The organism is Cobetia sp. 2AS (assembly GCF_029846355.1).
GTDB lineage: Bacteria > Pseudomonadota > Gammaproteobacteria > Pseudomonadales > Halomonadaceae > Cobetia > Cobetia amphilecti.
In genome coordinates this window covers 619,339-633,763 of record NZ_JARWKQ010000002.1, presented here as the reverse complement: position 1 = coordinate 633,763, position 14,425 = coordinate 619,339, and the positions used below count along the sequence as shown (strand labels likewise).

General features: G+C 64.2%; 15 protein-coding genes. 13 read left to right on the top strand and 2 right to left on the bottom strand.

Annotation, left to right across the window (positions count from 1 at the left end; genetic code table 11):
* Positions 1-101 precede the first annotated feature (101 nt).
* From urtB to zigA, 13 genes are all read left to right on the top strand, one after another.
* The gene (urtB, locus tag QD356_RS07775) at positions 102-1,754 is read left to right on the top strand and encodes an urea ABC transporter permease subunit UrtB (RefSeq protein WP_225996337.1); all 1,653 of its coding nucleotides are present in this window, start codon (positions 102-104) and stop codon (positions 1,752-1,754) included.
* Positions 1,755-1,757: 3 nt separating this feature from the next.
* Complete coding sequence (urtC, locus tag QD356_RS07770) at positions 1,758-2,939, top strand: urea ABC transporter permease subunit UrtC (RefSeq protein WP_192837761.1); 1,182 nt, start codon at positions 1,758-1,760, stop codon at positions 2,937-2,939.
* A complete protein-coding gene (gene urtD / locus QD356_RS07765) occupies positions 2,936-3,763 on the top strand; it encodes an urea ABC transporter ATP-binding protein UrtD (protein ID WP_175089551.1) in 828 nt (275 codons plus the stop codon). Before urtC ends, urtD begins: the two co-directional genes overlap by 4 nt.
* Positions 3,764-3,810: 47 nt before the next feature.
* Positions 3,811-4,554, top strand: coding sequence for an urea ABC transporter ATP-binding subunit UrtE (urtE, locus tag QD356_RS07760; RefSeq protein ID WP_192837860.1), 744 nt, complete (start codon positions 3,811-3,813; stop codon positions 4,552-4,554).
* An 11-nt stretch (positions 4,555-4,565) separates the two neighbouring features.
* Positions 4,566-5,489 carry an urease accessory protein UreD gene (locus QD356_RS07755; RefSeq protein WP_279877431.1) on the top strand — a complete coding sequence of 308 codons (924 nt, stop codon included), beginning with the start codon at positions 4,566-4,568 and terminating at the stop codon, positions 5,487-5,489.
* 42 nt (positions 5,490-5,531) lie between these two features.
* Complete coding sequence (gene ureA, locus QD356_RS07750) at positions 5,532-5,834, top strand: urease subunit gamma (RefSeq protein WP_024952521.1); 303 nt, start codon at positions 5,532-5,534, stop codon at positions 5,832-5,834.
* 11 nt (positions 5,835-5,845) lie between these two features.
* Positions 5,846-6,175, top strand: coding sequence for an urease subunit beta (locus QD356_RS07745; protein WP_107336426.1), 330 nt, complete (start codon positions 5,846-5,848; stop codon positions 6,173-6,175).
* A gap of 158 nt (positions 6,176-6,333) precedes the next feature.
* Positions 6,334-8,037: an urease subunit alpha gene (gene ureC, locus QD356_RS07740; protein ID WP_192837763.1), complete on the top strand. Its 1,704-nt coding sequence runs from the start codon at positions 6,334-6,336 to the stop codon at positions 8,035-8,037.
* 61 nt (positions 8,038-8,098) lie between these two features.
* Positions 8,099-8,764 (top strand): urease accessory protein UreE, encoded by a 666-nt coding sequence (locus QD356_RS07735; protein WP_192837764.1) that lies wholly within the window; start codon positions 8,099-8,101, stop codon positions 8,762-8,764.
* Entirely contained in the window at positions 8,754-9,455 is a 702-nt protein-coding gene (locus QD356_RS07730; protein ID WP_192837765.1) for an urease accessory UreF family protein, read from the top strand. The genes QD356_RS07735 and QD356_RS07730 overlap by 11 nt, the downstream gene beginning before the upstream one ends.
* Positions 9,456-9,535: 80 nt before the next feature.
* Positions 9,536-10,174 carry an urease accessory protein UreG gene (gene ureG / locus QD356_RS07725; RefSeq protein WP_175089557.1) on the top strand — a complete coding sequence of 213 codons (639 nt, stop codon included), beginning with the start codon at positions 9,536-9,538 and terminating at the stop codon, positions 10,172-10,174.
* Between the two features lie 103 nt (positions 10,175-10,277).
* The gene (locus tag QD356_RS07720; RefSeq protein ID WP_192837766.1) at positions 10,278-10,862 is read left to right on the top strand and encodes a HupE/UreJ family protein; all 585 of its coding nucleotides are present in this window, start codon (positions 10,278-10,280) and stop codon (positions 10,860-10,862) included.
* A gap of 329 nt (positions 10,863-11,191) precedes the next feature.
* Entirely contained in the window at positions 11,192-12,448 is a 1,257-nt protein-coding gene (zigA, locus tag QD356_RS07715) for a zinc metallochaperone GTPase ZigA (protein WP_192837767.1), read from the top strand.
* A 140-nt stretch (positions 12,449-12,588) separates the two neighbouring features.
* Here the strand turns inward: zigA and QD356_RS07710 are convergent, their stop codons facing one another.
* Positions 12,589-13,461, bottom strand: coding sequence for an iron chelate uptake ABC transporter family permease subunit (locus QD356_RS07710; RefSeq protein ID WP_225996338.1), 873 nt, complete (start codon positions 13,459-13,461; stop codon positions 12,589-12,591).
* A complete protein-coding gene (locus QD356_RS07705) occupies positions 13,461-14,363 on the bottom strand; it encodes a metal ABC transporter ATP-binding protein (RefSeq protein WP_192837768.1) in 903 nt (300 codons plus the stop codon). Before QD356_RS07705 ends, QD356_RS07710 begins: the two co-directional genes overlap by 1 nt.
* Between the last annotated feature and the right edge of the window lie 62 nt (positions 14,364-14,425).

The window sequence follows — 14,425 nt, the reverse complement described above, 5'->3', positions numbered from 1 at the left end:
AGGTGAGCCTGCATGCCGCCTCGTTGAGTGTCAGCTTCGAGGCCGCGATGCCCTCGGAGACTGATGACGCCTTTGCGCGTTCACCATGGATGGCCTTCTTGATGTCTATCTCCGTTGCAACGATGTTCCGCGGGTGCTGGCAGTGGATGCTGCTGGTCTGTCTTCTGTCATTCCCCCTGTTTGCCGCTGCCCAGTCCGAGTCCGCGACTGGCCAGTCTGCGCGCCTGTCCGATGGCGCTGCTCAATCCCTGTTGACTCGGCTTGCCGAGGCACGCAACCCGGCCAAGCCGGCCGTGATCGATGAGATCGCGATGAGCGGCGATGCACGTGCACGTGGCTGGCTGGAAGCCTTTTCTGCCAGCAAGCTGGCTCGTCTCAAGGACGCCGAGCGCTTCTTGATCATCGACAACAATCGCGGCCGCGAATGGGCCGTCTCCGACGCCCTGTCGGGAGAATCGGCGGGCAAGGTCTCGCGCCGCGACCTCAAGGCACTGCGCAGCAACAACTCGCTGCGTGGGCATATCGATGGCGTGCTGTCGATGATCGACCTGTCTTCTCCGGATGCCGAGGTCAGACTCGCGGCGGCGCGCGGCCTGCGCGGCAGTGTCGATGAGGCCATGGCCGAGCGGCTGCCGAGCCTGATCGAGCAGGAAGGCGATGACGCTATCCGCGCCACGCTCAAGGAAGCGCTCGCTATCCAGCAGCTGGAAGCCACTGGCGACCCCGCAGCGCTGGACACACTGTCCGGCAGCCTGAACGCCGCCGCGATCGCCGCCATCAATGGCGCCGCGGCGAGTGATGATCCGCAGCTGGCCCAGGCCGCCAAGGTGGCGCTGGCCGGTATCGAGCAGAAGCTTCAGCTCAACAGCGGGCTCGAGACACTCTATTTCGGCCTCTCGCTGGGCTCGGTACTGGTGCTGGCCGCCATCGGGCTTGCCATCACCTTCGGTGTCATGGGCGTGATCAACATGGCGCATGGCGAACTGATCATGCTGGGCGCCTACACCACCTGGGGCATGCAGCAGCTGCTGCCCGGGCAGCCGGGTCTGGCGCTGCTGCTGTCGATTCCGGCGGGCTTTCTGGTTGCGGCGGCGGTGGGTGTGATCATCGAGCGCAGCGTCATCCAGCACCTCAAGGGGCGTCCGCTGGAGACCCTGCTGGCCACCTTCGGCATCAGCCTGATCCTGCAGCAGCTGGTGCGTACCACCATCTCGCCCTTGAATCGCATCGTGGTCACGCCGGAGTGGATGAGTGGCTCGCTGATGATCAACGAGGCGCTGTCACTGACGCTCAATCGCCTCTACATCATCGGCTTCGCACTGTTCGTGTTCGCCGGTCTGATGCTGATCATGCGCCGTACCCGTCTCGGCCTTGAAGTACGTGCGGTGACCCAGAACCGTGCCATGGCGCGCTCGATGGGCATCAAGGCGACCCGTGTCGACATCATGACCTTCGCGCTGGGCTCCGGCGTGGCCGGCCTGGCTGGTGTCGCGCTCTCCCAGATCACCAACGTCGGGCCGAACCTGGGCCAGAATTACATCATCGATTCCTTCATGGTCGTGGTATTCGGCGGGGTCGGCAATCTGTGGGGCACGCTGGTGGCCGGCATGTCGCTGGGGCTGCTCAATCAGTTCCTCGAGCCCTGGGCGGGTGCGGTTCTCGCCAAGATCGTGGTGCTGGTCTTCATCATCCTGTTCATTCAAAAGCGCCCGCGGGGACTCTTCCCGCAGAAGGGCCGCGCCGCGGAGGGTTGATCCATGCCTGATTCACGTTCCTGGCTGGCGCGCCCCTTCACGGAGCGCTCCACCCAGATCTTCCTCGCGGTGCTGACGCTGTCGGTGCTCGCGATCACGCTGCTGCATGTGCTGCTGCCCGAGGGGCATCCGCTGCATGTCAGCACCTTCACCGTCACCCTGCTGGGCAAGTACCTGTGCTATGCGCTGCTGGCGGTCGCGGTAGATCTTGTCTGGGGCTACCTGGGTATTCTCAGCCTGGGTCACGGCGCCTTCTTCGCGCTGGGCGGTTACGCCATGGGCATGTATCTGATGCGCGAGATCGGCGACCGCGGCGTCTATGGCAATCCGGAACTGCCGGACTTCATGGTCTTCCTCAACTGGCAGGAGCTGCCGTGGTTCTGGCAGGGCTTCGACATGCCGGCCTTCGCCTTCCTGATGGTGCTGTTGGCGCCGGGGCTGCTGGCGCTGGTGTTCGGCTTCCTGGCCTTCCGCTCCCGCGTCACCGGTGTCTATCTCTCGATCATCACCCAGGCGCTGACCTTCGCCTTGATGCTGGCGTTCTTCCGCAACGAGATGGGCTTCGGTGGCAACAACGGCCTGACCGACTTCAAGGACATTCTCGGCTTCGATCTGCGCACGGATGCGGTGCGCATCGCGCTGTTCATCGCCAGTGGTGTGGCGCTGGGGCTGGGCTATCTGCTGTGTCGTGGCATCGTCGGCTCCAAGCTGGGGCGTTTGAGCATCGCCTGCCGCGACGCCGAGGCACGCACGCGCTTTCTGGGCTACCGCGTCGAACGTGTGCAGCTCTTCATCTTCGTGGTCTCGTCGATGCTGGCCGGGGTCGCGGGGGCGCTGTACGTGCCGCAGGTCGGCATCATCAATCCCGGCGAGTTCTCGCCGCTGTTCTCCATCGAGGTGGTGGTGTGGGTAGCGCTCGGTGGCCGCGCGACGCTCTACGGCGCCGTACTGGGCGCGCTGATCGTCAACTACGCCAAGACGGTGTTCACCGGCATCATGCCGGACGCCTGGCTGTTCGCCCTCGGCGGTCTGTTCGTGCTGGTCACCGTGCTGTTGCCCAAGGGCATCGCTGGCCTCTTTGCCCAGCGTGGCTGGGGCAGGCGTTCGCAGTCCTCCAGCGCGAAGAGCGAACCGCCGTCCGAATCGACATCCGGTTCCCGTCCCATCGAGGAGGCCACCGCATGAGCCTGTTGAAAGAGATGGCCACGCGTGACCGCGTGTTCGACTTCCTGACCCCGCGCATCTCGCCGGTGGACGTGACCCACGGGCCGATCCTCTATCTGGAAGATGTCAGTGTCAGCTTCGATGGCTTCAAGGCGATCAATGACCTCAACCTGACCATCGATGATGGCGAACTGCGTTGCATCATCGGCCCCAACGGCGCGGGCAAGACCACGATGATGGACATCATCACCGGCAAGACGCGCCCCGACAGTGGCTCGGTGTGGTTCGGCAGCCGGCACGATCTGCTGCGCATGAGTGAGCCCGAGATCGCCACCCTGGGCATCGGGCGCAAGTTCCAGAAGCCCACCGTCTTCGAGGCGCTCAGCGTGTTCGAGAATCTCGAACTGGCCATGGCCACCGACAAGCGCATCTTCCCGACGCTGGCGGCCCGCATGAGCGGCGAGACCCGCGCCAGGATCGAGGAGGTGCTCGAGACGATTCACCTCAAGGAGTGGCATGCGCGCGAGGCGGGCATCCTGTCCCACGGCCAGAAGCAGTGGCTGGAGATCGGCATGCTGTTGATGCAGAAGCCGCGTCTGCTGCTGGTCGATGAGCCGGTGGCCGGCATGACCGAGCAGGAGATGGAGCGCACCGCGGAGCTGCTGACCAGTCTGGCGGGACGCCAGTCGGTGGTGGTGGTCGAGCATGATATGGGCTTCGTGCGCTCCATCGCGCGCAAGGTCACGGTGTTGCATCAGGGCGCGGTGTTGGCGGAAGGCAGCATGGATGCGGTATCGAGCGACCCGAAAGTCGTCGAGGTCTACCTGGGAGAGAGTGACGGATGACGCAAGCGCTGAACACCAAGGCACCGATGCCGAGCGGCGAGTCGCTGCTGCTGACCATCGACACGCTCAACCAGTTCTATGGGGAAAGCCACACGCTGTGGGACCTGACGCTGGAGATTCCCGTTGGGCAATGTACCTGCGTGATGGGCCGCAACGGCGTCGGCAAGACCACGCTGATGAAATGCATCATGGGCGAGGAGAGCGTCCGTGACGGCAAGCTTCTGTACCGCGTCGATGCCAGTGGCAGCGATTCCAGTCGCGATACCAGCAGCAATGAGCCGCTTGATCTGACGCGGCGCAAGCTCGAGGAGCGCGCGCGGCTGGGTGTCGGCTACGTCCCCCAGGGGCGGCAGATCTTCCCGATGATGACGGTGGAAGAGAATCTGCGCACCGGGCTTGCCGTGCGTCGCGATGGCCTGCGCCAGATACCCGAGCGCATCTATGAGCTGTTTCCCGTGCTCAAGGAGATGCGTCACCGCCGCGGGGGCGACCTGTCCGGTGGTCAGCAGCAACAGCTCGCCATCGGCCGCGCGCTGGTGATCGAACCGCGCCTGCTGATCCTCGATGAGCCCGGTGAGGGCATCCAGCCCAATATCGTCGCCCAGATAGGCGAGGTCATCCGCCGCCTGATCAAGGAAGACGGCCTGACGGTGCTGCTGGTCGAGCAGAAACTGCCCTTCGCGCGCAAGTACGCCGACCGCTTCGTGATCATGGATCGCGGCCGCCGGGTAGCCGAAGGCGAGATCGCGGCGCTGTCCGATGAACTGATCAAGCAGCACCTGACCGTATGACGATCCGATGCGTGATTCCCGTTGATGGCGCGACGGATGCCGCGCGCAGTGAGGCCAATGCCTCCGGCCATCGCTTCGATGACCAGCGCCAGTGGCAGGCCGCGCTGGCGCTGCGGTTCGAGGCAGATGCGCGCGACACCAGTGATTCCGGTCGCGCCATCACCCGCCTGACGCGCAGACGCCATCATGGCCCGCTGCGCGTGCAGCGCCCGTTCTACCCTGAAGGCCGCCACGGCTGCTGCCACGTCTATCTGCTGCATCCACCGGGTGGGCTGGTCAGTGGCGATGCGCTGCAGATCGAGGCCGAGGTGGAGGAGGGCGCGCATGTGCTGTTGACCACGCCGGCGGCGGCCAAGCTCTACAAGGCCGACCGCAACGGCGTGGCCTGGGGCCAGCATACCCATCTCAAGGTCGCCGATGGGGCCACCCTGGAATGGCTGCCTCAGGAGACGCTGGCCTTCAATGGCTCGCGCGGCGAGCAGACCACCACCCTCGAGCTTGCCGGCTCTGCGCGCTGTCTGGGCTGGGAAGTGCTGGCACTGGGCCGCCCGGTCGGCGAGCTGCCCTTCGTCAGCGGCCATCTCGAACAACGCTTTCGCCTGACCCGCGACGGCAAGCCAGTGTGGATCGAGCGCCAGTCGCTGGACCCGCTGCATCCGCGCTTCACCGGGCGCTGGGGGCAGGGCGGTTGCAGTGTGCAGGCCACGCTGTGGGCGGTCGGACTCGAGGATGAGGCGGCGGCCATCGAGGCCCTGCGTGAGGCGATAACTGCCTCCCCGCGTTGGGCGGTGACCCGCCGCGAAGGCGTGTTGCTGCTGCGCTATCTGGGCCATGAACGCAACGAGGCCTGGACGCTGTGCCAGCAGGCATGGCAGCTCCTGCGCCCCCTGATGACGGGGCTTGAGGCACAGGTGCCACGTATCTGGCTGACCTGATCTCGAGAGACCCCACTGAATGACAACCACAAGAGCCATGACATGGAACTGACGCCAAGAGACAAGGACAAGCTGTTGCTGTTCACCGCAGCGCTGCTGGCGGAACGCCGCAAGGCCAAGGGCCTCAAGCTCAACTACCCGGAATCCATCGCCTTGATCAGCGCCGAGATTCTGGAAGGCGCACGCGAAGGCTTGAGCGTGGCCGAGCTGATGGGGCGCGGCGCGGAGGTGCTGACCCGTGATGATGTGATGGAAGGCATCGCCGAGATGATTCCCGAAGTACAGGTCGAGGCGACCTTCCCGGATGGCACCAAGCTGGTGACCGTTCACAACCCCATCGTGTGAGGCGAGCAATCATGATTCCCGGTGAATATCTGGTGGCGGACGGCGAGATCTCTCTCTGCGAGGACCGCCTGCGCACCACGCTCTCGGTCGGCAATACCGGCGACCGACCGATCCAGATCGGCTCGCACTATCACTTTGCCGAGGCCAACCCGGCGCTGGTGTTTGATCGCGAGGCCGCCCTCGGGCAGCGCCTGGACATCGCCGCCGGCACGGCGATTCGCTTCGAACCGGGGCAGACGCGTGATGTCACGCTGATTCCCTTCGCCGGCAGTCGCCATATCTATGGCTTCCGCGGCGAGGTGATGGGGCAACTCAAGGATGACGGCAGTGTCGAGCGTTGAGCGAGCGATGCTCCTTCCGGCAAGACGTCAGGCAATGGCGCTGACAGGCATTCAGTTCGGAGCTCACATGGCGACTGCAGTTCAGAAATTGCGGCTTAGCAACTGCAGCTCAGAAGCGTTGGCTTGGAAGCTGCAGCTCAGGGATCAAGAGGCAACCCATGAAGATAACGCGACAGGCCTATGCCGACATGTACGGACCGACCACCGGGGACCGCGTGCGTCTGGGCGATACGGCGCTGTGGATCGAGGTGGAGAAGGATTTCACCCATTACGGGGAAGAAGTGAAGTTCGGCGGTGGCAAGGTGATCCGCGATGGCATGGGCCAGAGCCAGCGCGCCGATGACAGCGTGATGGATACCGTGATCACCAATGCGCTGATTCTGGACTGGTGGGGCATCGTCAAGGCGGATGTCGGTCTCAAGGCCGGGCGCATCGCGGCCATCGGCAAGGCGGGCAACCCCGATACCCAGCCTGACGTGGGTATCGTGATCGGCCCGGGCACCGAGATCATCGCCGGTGAGGGCAAGATCCTCACCGCCGGTGGCGTCGACCCGCACATCCACTTCATCTGCCCTCAGCAGGTGGAAGAGGCGCTGATGAGCGGCATCACCACCATGCTCGGCGGCGGCACCGGGCCGGCCACCGGCACCAATGCCACCACCTGTACGCCGGGGCCGTGGCATATCGGCAAGATGCTGCAGGCGGTGGACAGCCTGCCGATGAACATCGGCTTTCTCGGCAAGGGCAATGCCTCGCTGCCACAGGGGCTGGAGCAGCAGATCGAGGCCGGCGTGATCGGCCTCAAGCTGCATGAGGACTGGGGCACGTCGCCGGCCTCCATCGACAACTGTCTGACAGTTGCCGATGCCTATGACGTGCAGGTGGCGATCCATACCGACACCCTGAACGAGTCGGGCTTCGTCGAGGACACCCTGGCGGCCTTCAAGGACCGCTGCATCCACACCTTCCACACCGAAGGTGCCGGTGGCGGCCATGCCCCGGACATCATCACCGCCTGCTCGCGCCCCAACGTGCTGCCGTCTTCCACCAACCCGACGCGTCCCTACACCGTCAACACGGTGGATGAGCATCTCGACATGCTGATGGTCTGCCACCACCTGGACCCGAGCATTCCCGAGGATGTCGCCTTCGCCGATTCGCGTATTCGCCGCGAGACCATCGCCGCCGAGGACATCCTGCATGACCTGGGTGTCATCTCGATGATGTCCTCGGATTCCCAGGCGATGGGCCGCGTGGGCGAGGTGATCTGCCGTACCTGGCAGACGGCGCACAAGATGCGCGAACAGCGCGGCCTGCTGGCAGAGGACAGCGAGCGCGGCACCGACAACTTCCGTGCGCGTCGCTATATCGCCAAGTACACCATCAACTCGGCCATCACCCACGGTATCGCCCATGAGGTCGGCTCCATCGAGGTTGGCAAGCTGGCGGACCTGGTGCTGTGGTCGCCGGCATTCTTCGGCGTCAAACCGGCCTGCATCCTCAAGGGTGGCATGATTGCTGCCGCACCCATGGGCGACCCGAATGCCTCGATTCCCACGCCGCAGCCGGTGCATTACCGCCCGATGTTCGGCGCCTTCGGCAAGGCGGCCAGCGCCACGCGCCTGACCTTCGTCTCCCAGGCGGCGCTCAAGGCCGGTGTCGGGGAAGCGCTCGGGCTCGACAGCCCGCTGTCCGCCTGCCGCGACGTGCGTCAGGTGCGCAAGTGCGACATGAAGCTCAATGACGCCTGCCCGGAGCTCAAGGTCGACCCCGAGACCTACGAAGTCTTCGCCGATGGTGAGCTGCTGACCTGTGAGCCCGCCAGCGAGCTGCCGCTGGCCCAGCGCTACCACCTGTTTTGAAGGCCTGTTCTGAGGGCCTGTTTCAAGTGCCTGTTCTGATTCCCTATTCGAGATTGACGCCATGATGGAACTGATACATCGCCTGCCAGACGCCAGTGGATCAGGCAACCCAGCGAGCGCTCACACCGATGCCGAGCCCCTCGATACCCTGACCCTGCCGCTGGAGCTGCGCATCCGCGGGCGCCTGCGTGCCACCACGGACGGCGGCCGCGAGGTCGGCCTGTTTCTGGATCGCGGCCCGGTACTGCGTGACGGCGATCGGCTGGCCTCGCGCGAGGGCGAGGTGATCCGCATCCGCGCCGCAGATGAGCCGGTAGTGACTGCCCACATCGCCGCCGGGCGCCCGATGGCCGCGCTCTGCTATCACCTCGGCAATCGCCATGTGCAGCTCGCCATCGGCATGCAGACGCCTGACGCTGGCAGTAGTGAAGGAAAGGCCGAAGCAAAGGGCGAAGCAGAGAGCGCAACCGGCTGGGTGCGCTTCCCGCCGGATCACGTGCTGGAAGAGCTGGCCGAGCGACTGGGCGCGACCCTCACCCATCACGAGGCGCCCTTTGACCCTGAGCCGGGCGCTTATGCCCAGGCGGGGCAGGGGCATGCTCATTCTCACGGCCATGGCCACGGCCACTCACATGCTCACGACCATGCCCATGATCATGAGCATGAGCATGAGCACAGCCACGGCCATTCTCACAACCACGCCCATGAGCACACGCATGAGCACTGATGCCATGGCGGGCCTGCCGGCGCAGGAGGATCTGGCGCTGTTGGGGCTGTTGCAGCTGGTGAGCCCGGCCTTGCCCATCGGCGCCTTTGCCTGGTCTCAAGGGCTGGAGAGTGCCTTCGAGCTTGGCTGGGTCACTCAGGAGCAGGAGCTTGGCGAGTGGATCGACGGCGTGCTGGAAGACGGGCTCGGCCGTTGCGAGCTGCCACTGTTGGTGCGTCTTCAGCAGGCGTGGGCCGCGGGGGATGCACCGGCGCTCGACGAGTGGGATGGCTGGCTCAAGGCCACCCGTGAAACCGCCGAACTCAGCGATGAGGACGCGCGACTCGGGGCGGCGCTGCTGCGCCTGCTCAGAAGTCTCGAGCTCGAACCGCCAAGCGCGCTGATGCCGCAGGCGCCCGGCTACGTGACGGTGTTTGCCTGGGTGGCGCATCAGCGTGGAGTGCCACCGCGTCAGACCTTGATCGGCTTCGCCTGGGCCTGGCTCGAGAATCAGCTGGCGGTGGCCTGCAAGGCCATGCCGCTGGGGCACACCGCCGCCCAACGCCTGACCGAGCAGCTGCGCCCCCGCGTGGTGGAAATCGTCGCTCAGGCGCTTGAGCATTTGGATGGTGAGCTTGGCCCGATATTGCCGGGGCTGGCGCTCGCCTCCGCCCAGCACGAAACCCAATATTCCCGTCTGTTCAGGAGTTGAGCCAAGGCGCCTGTCTTGAGGCGGTGGCGCCTGAACCGACCGACATGAACGTCTGATATCTCACGAGAAAGGAAGCTGCCATGAAGCATTGTCTACGCGTAGGAGTGGGTGGGCCGGTGGGCTCCGGCAAGACGGCGCTATTGCGCCAGCTGTGTCTGGCCCTGCGCGATCATTACGACATCGGGGTGGTCACCAATGACATCTACACCCGCGAAGATGCCGATTTCCTGCTGCGCCATGAAGCGCTGGACGCGGACCGTATCCTCGGGGTCGAGACCGGTGGCTGCCCGCATACCGCGATTCGCGAGGATGCCTCGATGAATCTGGCGGCCATCGATGATCTGCAGGCGCGTCACCCGGACATGGAGCTGGTGCTGGTAGAATCCGGCGGCGACAACCTGTCCGCGACCTTCAGCCCCGAGCTTTCCGATCTCACCCTCTATGTGATCGATGTCTCGGCAGGCGACAAGATTCCGCGCAAGGGCGGGCCGGGCATCACCAAGTCAGACCTTCTGATCATCAACAAGATCGACATCGCCGAGCAGGTGCATGCCTCGCTCGAGGTGATGGACCGCGATTCGCGCAAGATGCGCGGTGAGCGGCCCTTCGTGTTCGCCAATCTGTATGACGGTGTCGGGCTGGAGGAGATCATCGCCTTCATTCTGGATCGCGGCATGCTGCCGGAGCGTCGTCCGCAAAAGCTGGCGGCACAGGCCTGACCGCGCAGCGTTTTCTGCCGCTGGCTTAGGGTTCATTGTCTCCCGGCATTCGTCTCACCACGGGTGTCGGGGGATTCATCATCATCTTGTTCAGGAATGACACATGAAGCGTTCTCACTTCGCACTGCTTGCCACTTCTCTGCTACTGGTGGCGACCTCGGCTTCCGCCCACCCCGGCCATGATGCCCAGGGGCTGATGGCGGGCCTGTCGCATCCCTTCACCGGGCTGGACCACCTGCTGGCCATGCTGGCCATCGGCATCTGGAGTGCGCGTCAGTCGCGGGCCTTTAAGCTTGCCACGCCGCTGTTGATGGTCGTCGGCATGCTGGCGGGGGCGGGCATCGCGCTGCTCAGTGGTGGTCAGGCGCTGCATGCGCTGATCGCCGAGCAGGGCATTTTGCTCTCGGTGCTGGCCTCCGGTGCGCTGGTGGCGCTGCTGCTGCGTCTGCCGACCCTGGCTGGCGCCGTGATGGTCGCCGGCTTCATGGCCTGCCACGGCTTCGCCCATGCGCTGGAAATGCCGGCGGCTGGCAGCGCCTCGGGCTACATGGCGGGCTTCGTGGTCGCGACGCTGGCCCTGGCGTTGCTGGGCCGTGCAATCGGCCAGCGCCTGATGGGGGTACCTGCCATCGCTTCCCGTCTGGTGGGCGGAGCGGTGATGGCCTCTGCCGTGATCATGGCGGTCTAGGACGATTTCAGGTTGAGGGAATTCATGACGATGACATGAACTCTCGCATTGGATTCATTGCGCTATCGACGCCCCGCTGACCTGTCAGCGGGGCGTTTTTTGTCTTCTGGAGGCAGGGGGTAAGGGATTGCCTTGTAGAAATGTTATAACGTATCATTTTGGGGTCGAGTGGATGATGGCGCATTCCTCGACCTGCCGCGCAATCGTGCTTGCTGATGCAAGCCCTCTGTCAAGGGCTCTGACAAGGGCTCTGTGAGACAAGCCCTCATGGGCGTCATGCAGCAAGTGATTAGGCGTGATGCCCCCTCATGAATTCAAGGCAATGACTGATGACAACTCTGCAATCGACTTCCTCTCCTGACAGGCCCGCTTCACTGCTTCCGGCGCTGCCAGTCACTGTGCTGTCCGGCTTTCTGGGCGCCGGCAAGACGACGCTGCTCAATCACATCCTTGCCAATCGCGAAGGGCGTCGGGTGGCGGTGATCGTCAATGACATGAGCGAAGTCAACATCGATGCCGTCATGGTGCGTGGCGCGCCCGGTGCGGACAACGAGGTGACGCTCAATCGTGCCGAGGAGCAGCTGGTCGAGATGAGCAACGGCTGCATCTGCTGCACGCTGCGTGAGGACCTGCTCATCGAGGTACGGCGACTGGCCGAGGAAGGGCGCTTCGATTGCCTGGTGATCGAATCCACCGGCATTTCCGAGCCGCTGCCGGTGGCGGAAACCTTCACCTTCGAGGACGAGGACGGCCAGTGCCTCTCCAGTGTCGCGCGTCTCGACACCATGGTTACCGTCGTGGATGGCGCCAACTTCCTCACCCAGTATCGCGAGGCGCAGTCACTGGCGGAAGCGGGGGAAAGCCTCGGCGAAGACGATGAGCGCAATGTCGCCGACCTGCTGGTCGATCAGATCGAATTCTGTGATGTGCTGTTGATCAGCAAGACGGATCTGTTCGATGCCTCGCAGCTTGCCGAGTTGAGCGCGGTGCTGCGCTCGCTCAACCCGGAGGCCGAGATTCTGCCCATGACGAAGGGTGCCGTGCCGCTTTCCAAGGTGCTGGACACTGGCCGCTTCAGTTTCGATCGCGCCCAACAGGCACCGGGCTGGCTGAAGGAGATGCGCGGCGAGCACATGCCGGAGACCGAGGAATATGGCATCTCTAGCTTCTCCTACCATGCGCGTGTGCCGTTCCATCCCGAGAAATTCCACCAGCTGCTCCACGGAGACTGGTTCGGCGGCAAGCTGCTGCGCTCCAAGGGCTTCTTCTGGCTGGCCACGCGGCCGCAGTTTGCCGGACAGTGGAACCAGGCCGGCGGCATCGCGCACTACGGGTTCGGCGGCATGTTCTGGAAGGCAGTGCCGGAGGTCGAATGGCCAGAAGACCCCGAGTATCTGGAGTCGATCCGAGAAAAGTGGCAGGAGCCGTTCGGCGACATGCGCCAGGAGCTGGTATTCATCGGTCAGAATCTGGATGAAGCCCGTATTCGCCAGGCGCTGGACGAGTGTTTGCTCGATGACGCCACGCTGCTGGCGGGCAAGGAAGCCTGGCGTGACCTGCCGGACCCTTTCCCCGCCTGGGAATGAGCGACGGCCTCTGAGTCCCTGATCTGCTGACACTCGCCAAGACCCCCCACTGATCCGCGATCAGTGGGGGGTCTTCATTGTTGGCGCGTCTTTGGCGCTCCTGATCGGCACAGTCGTGCTGATCAAGAAGGGAGGGGCCGTCACTTTCCTCGAGCAGACGCTTCGCTGCCGGTCTGTGAGACAAGGCGTGAGACAAGGCGTGAGATGCGTGCCGCTGCACTGCTCAGGGCAAACAGCAGGGTGGCGAGGCACACGATGGTGGGGCCGGTGGGCGTATCCAGCCAGTAGGCCGCCTGCAGTCCGCCGGTGGTGGAGACTCCGCCGATGAGGGCGGCGGCGATCGCCATCAGCTCCGGAGTGTGACAGAAGCGGCGCGCCGTGGCGGCCGGGATGATCAGCAGTGCGGTGATCAACAGCGCGCCGACCACCTTCAATGCAACCGCGACCACCACGGCCAGCGACAGTGTCAGCACCAGCTGCTCGCGTCGCGGGTTGATGCCGCTGGCACGCGCCAGGTCCTCATTCAGGGTGGCGGTGAGCAGCGCCGACCAGCGCCAGTAGATGAGGCCGATGACCAGCACGCCACCTGCGGCGATGATCAAAAGGTCTGTCTTGCTGACCGCCAGAATATCGCCGAACAGATAGGCCATCAGGTCAATGCGTACGCCGGGCAGGAAGGAGACGGCCACCAGGCCGAAGGCGAGTGCGGAGTGCGCCATCACGCCAAGCAGGGTGTCCATGGCGTAGCCGCGTCCGCTGAGCAGCGTCACCAGGGTCGCCATGATCAGCGAGACGACGAGCACGCCAGCCAGAATCGAGGTGGACATCAAGAGCGACAGCGCCACGCCGAGGATCGCGGCATGGGCCGTGGCGTCGCCGAAATAGGCCATGCGTCGCCAGACGACGAAACAGCCCAGCGGCGCTGCCGCAAGCGCCACGAATATCCCGGCCAGGGCGGCGCGGAGCATGAAATCATCCAGTATCAAGCCATTCGGCATCAGTCCCTCCAACATCAGTGACATCCCTCTGCGGTCGGTGCGATGAGCTGGAGCGCTGGCTCCCGACGCTGCGTTGTCTGCTTGAGCACAGGCTTGGCTGCAGGCGCGTGTGCAGGTCTGGATGCGGGCCGACAGGTGGGCGCAGCGTCAGCGGGCGAGTGGGTGCGAGAGTCAGAATGATTGTGAGAGCGAGCAGAAGAGTGATCGTGAGAGTGAGCAGAAGAATGCTCATGGCGATAGAAGGCCAGGGCGTCAGCGGTATCGAGCCCGAACAGATCCTGGTAGGCCGGTGAGGCCATGACACGCTCAGGCGTGCCCTGACAGCAGACGTGGCCATGCAGGCAGACGACACGGTCGGAGGCGCGCATCACCACATGCAGCTCATGACTGACCATCAGTACCCCGCAGCCGAGGGTGTGGCGGACACGGTCGATCTGGCGGTAGAAATCCGCGATGCCACGGTGATCCAGCCCCTGGGTCGCCTCATCGAGCAGCAATATATCGGGTGAATCCATCAGGGCACGGGCCAGCAGAATACGCTGGAACTGTCCCCCCGAAAGATCGGCGATCTGCTGTTGCTCGACACCGGGGATGCCGGCCTGCGCCAGGGCATTTGCCACCGCCGCGCGCGAATGGCGATGGGGCAGATTCAGGAAACGCACCACCGTCATCGGCAGTGTCGGGTCCAGGCTCAGGCGCTGGGGCACGTAGCCAATTCTGCAGCCTTGCTGACGATGAATCCGCCCGCTCGTCGGGGACACCGCCCCGATGATGCTGCGCAGCAACGTGGACTTGCCTGAGCCATTGGGGCCTACCAGGGTAACGATTTCGCCGCGCTCAACCTCGAGATCGATCGCATCGAGGATGCGATGCCTGCCGAGCGTGACACACAGATTCTTGATCGATAACAGCGACATGGGGACCTCTTGGCGCTGAAGAGTTGACGGGTCAGTGATCATTAATGTTATGTTATAACATA

What these genes read in the sequence shown, in the direction of transcription:
- urtB (WP_225996337.1), top strand. Translation starts at nt 102, where the DNA reads ATGTCTATCTCCGTTGCAACGATGTTCCGCGGGTGCTGGCAGTGGATG.
- urtC (WP_192837761.1), top strand. Translation starts at nt 1,758, where the DNA reads ATGCCTGATTCACGTTCCTGGCTGGCGCGCCCCTTCACGGAGCGCTCC.
- urtD (WP_175089551.1), top strand. Translation starts at nt 2,936, where the DNA reads ATGAGCCTGTTGAAAGAGATGGCCACGCGTGACCGCGTGTTCGACTTC.
- ureA (WP_024952521.1), top strand. Translation starts at nt 5,532, where the DNA reads ATGGAACTGACGCCAAGAGACAAGGACAAGCTGTTGCTGTTCACCGCA.
- QD356_RS07745 (WP_107336426.1), top strand. Translation starts at nt 5,846, where the DNA reads ATGATTCCCGGTGAATATCTGGTGGCGGACGGCGAGATCTCTCTCTGC.
- ureC (WP_192837763.1), top strand. Translation starts at nt 6,334, where the DNA reads ATGAAGATAACGCGACAGGCCTATGCCGACATGTACGGACCGACCACC.
- QD356_RS07735 (WP_192837764.1), top strand. Translation starts at nt 8,099, where the DNA reads ATGATGGAACTGATACATCGCCTGCCAGACGCCAGTGGATCAGGCAAC.
- QD356_RS07730 (WP_192837765.1), top strand. Translation starts at nt 8,754, where the DNA reads ATGAGCACTGATGCCATGGCGGGCCTGCCGGCGCAGGAGGATCTGGCG.
- ureG (WP_175089557.1), top strand. Translation starts at nt 9,536, where the DNA reads ATGAAGCATTGTCTACGCGTAGGAGTGGGTGGGCCGGTGGGCTCCGGC.
- QD356_RS07720 (WP_192837766.1), top strand. Translation starts at nt 10,278, where the DNA reads ATGAAGCGTTCTCACTTCGCACTGCTTGCCACTTCTCTGCTACTGGTG.
- zigA (WP_192837767.1), top strand. Translation starts at nt 11,192, where the DNA reads ATGACAACTCTGCAATCGACTTCCTCTCCTGACAGGCCCGCTTCACTG.
- QD356_RS07710 (WP_225996338.1), bottom strand. Translation starts at nt 13,461, where the DNA reads ATGTTGGAGGGACTGATGCCGAATGGCTTGATACTGGATGATTTCATG.
- QD356_RS07705 (WP_192837768.1), bottom strand. Translation starts at nt 14,363, where the DNA reads ATGTCGCTGTTATCGATCAAGAATCTGTGTGTCACGCTCGGCAGGCAT.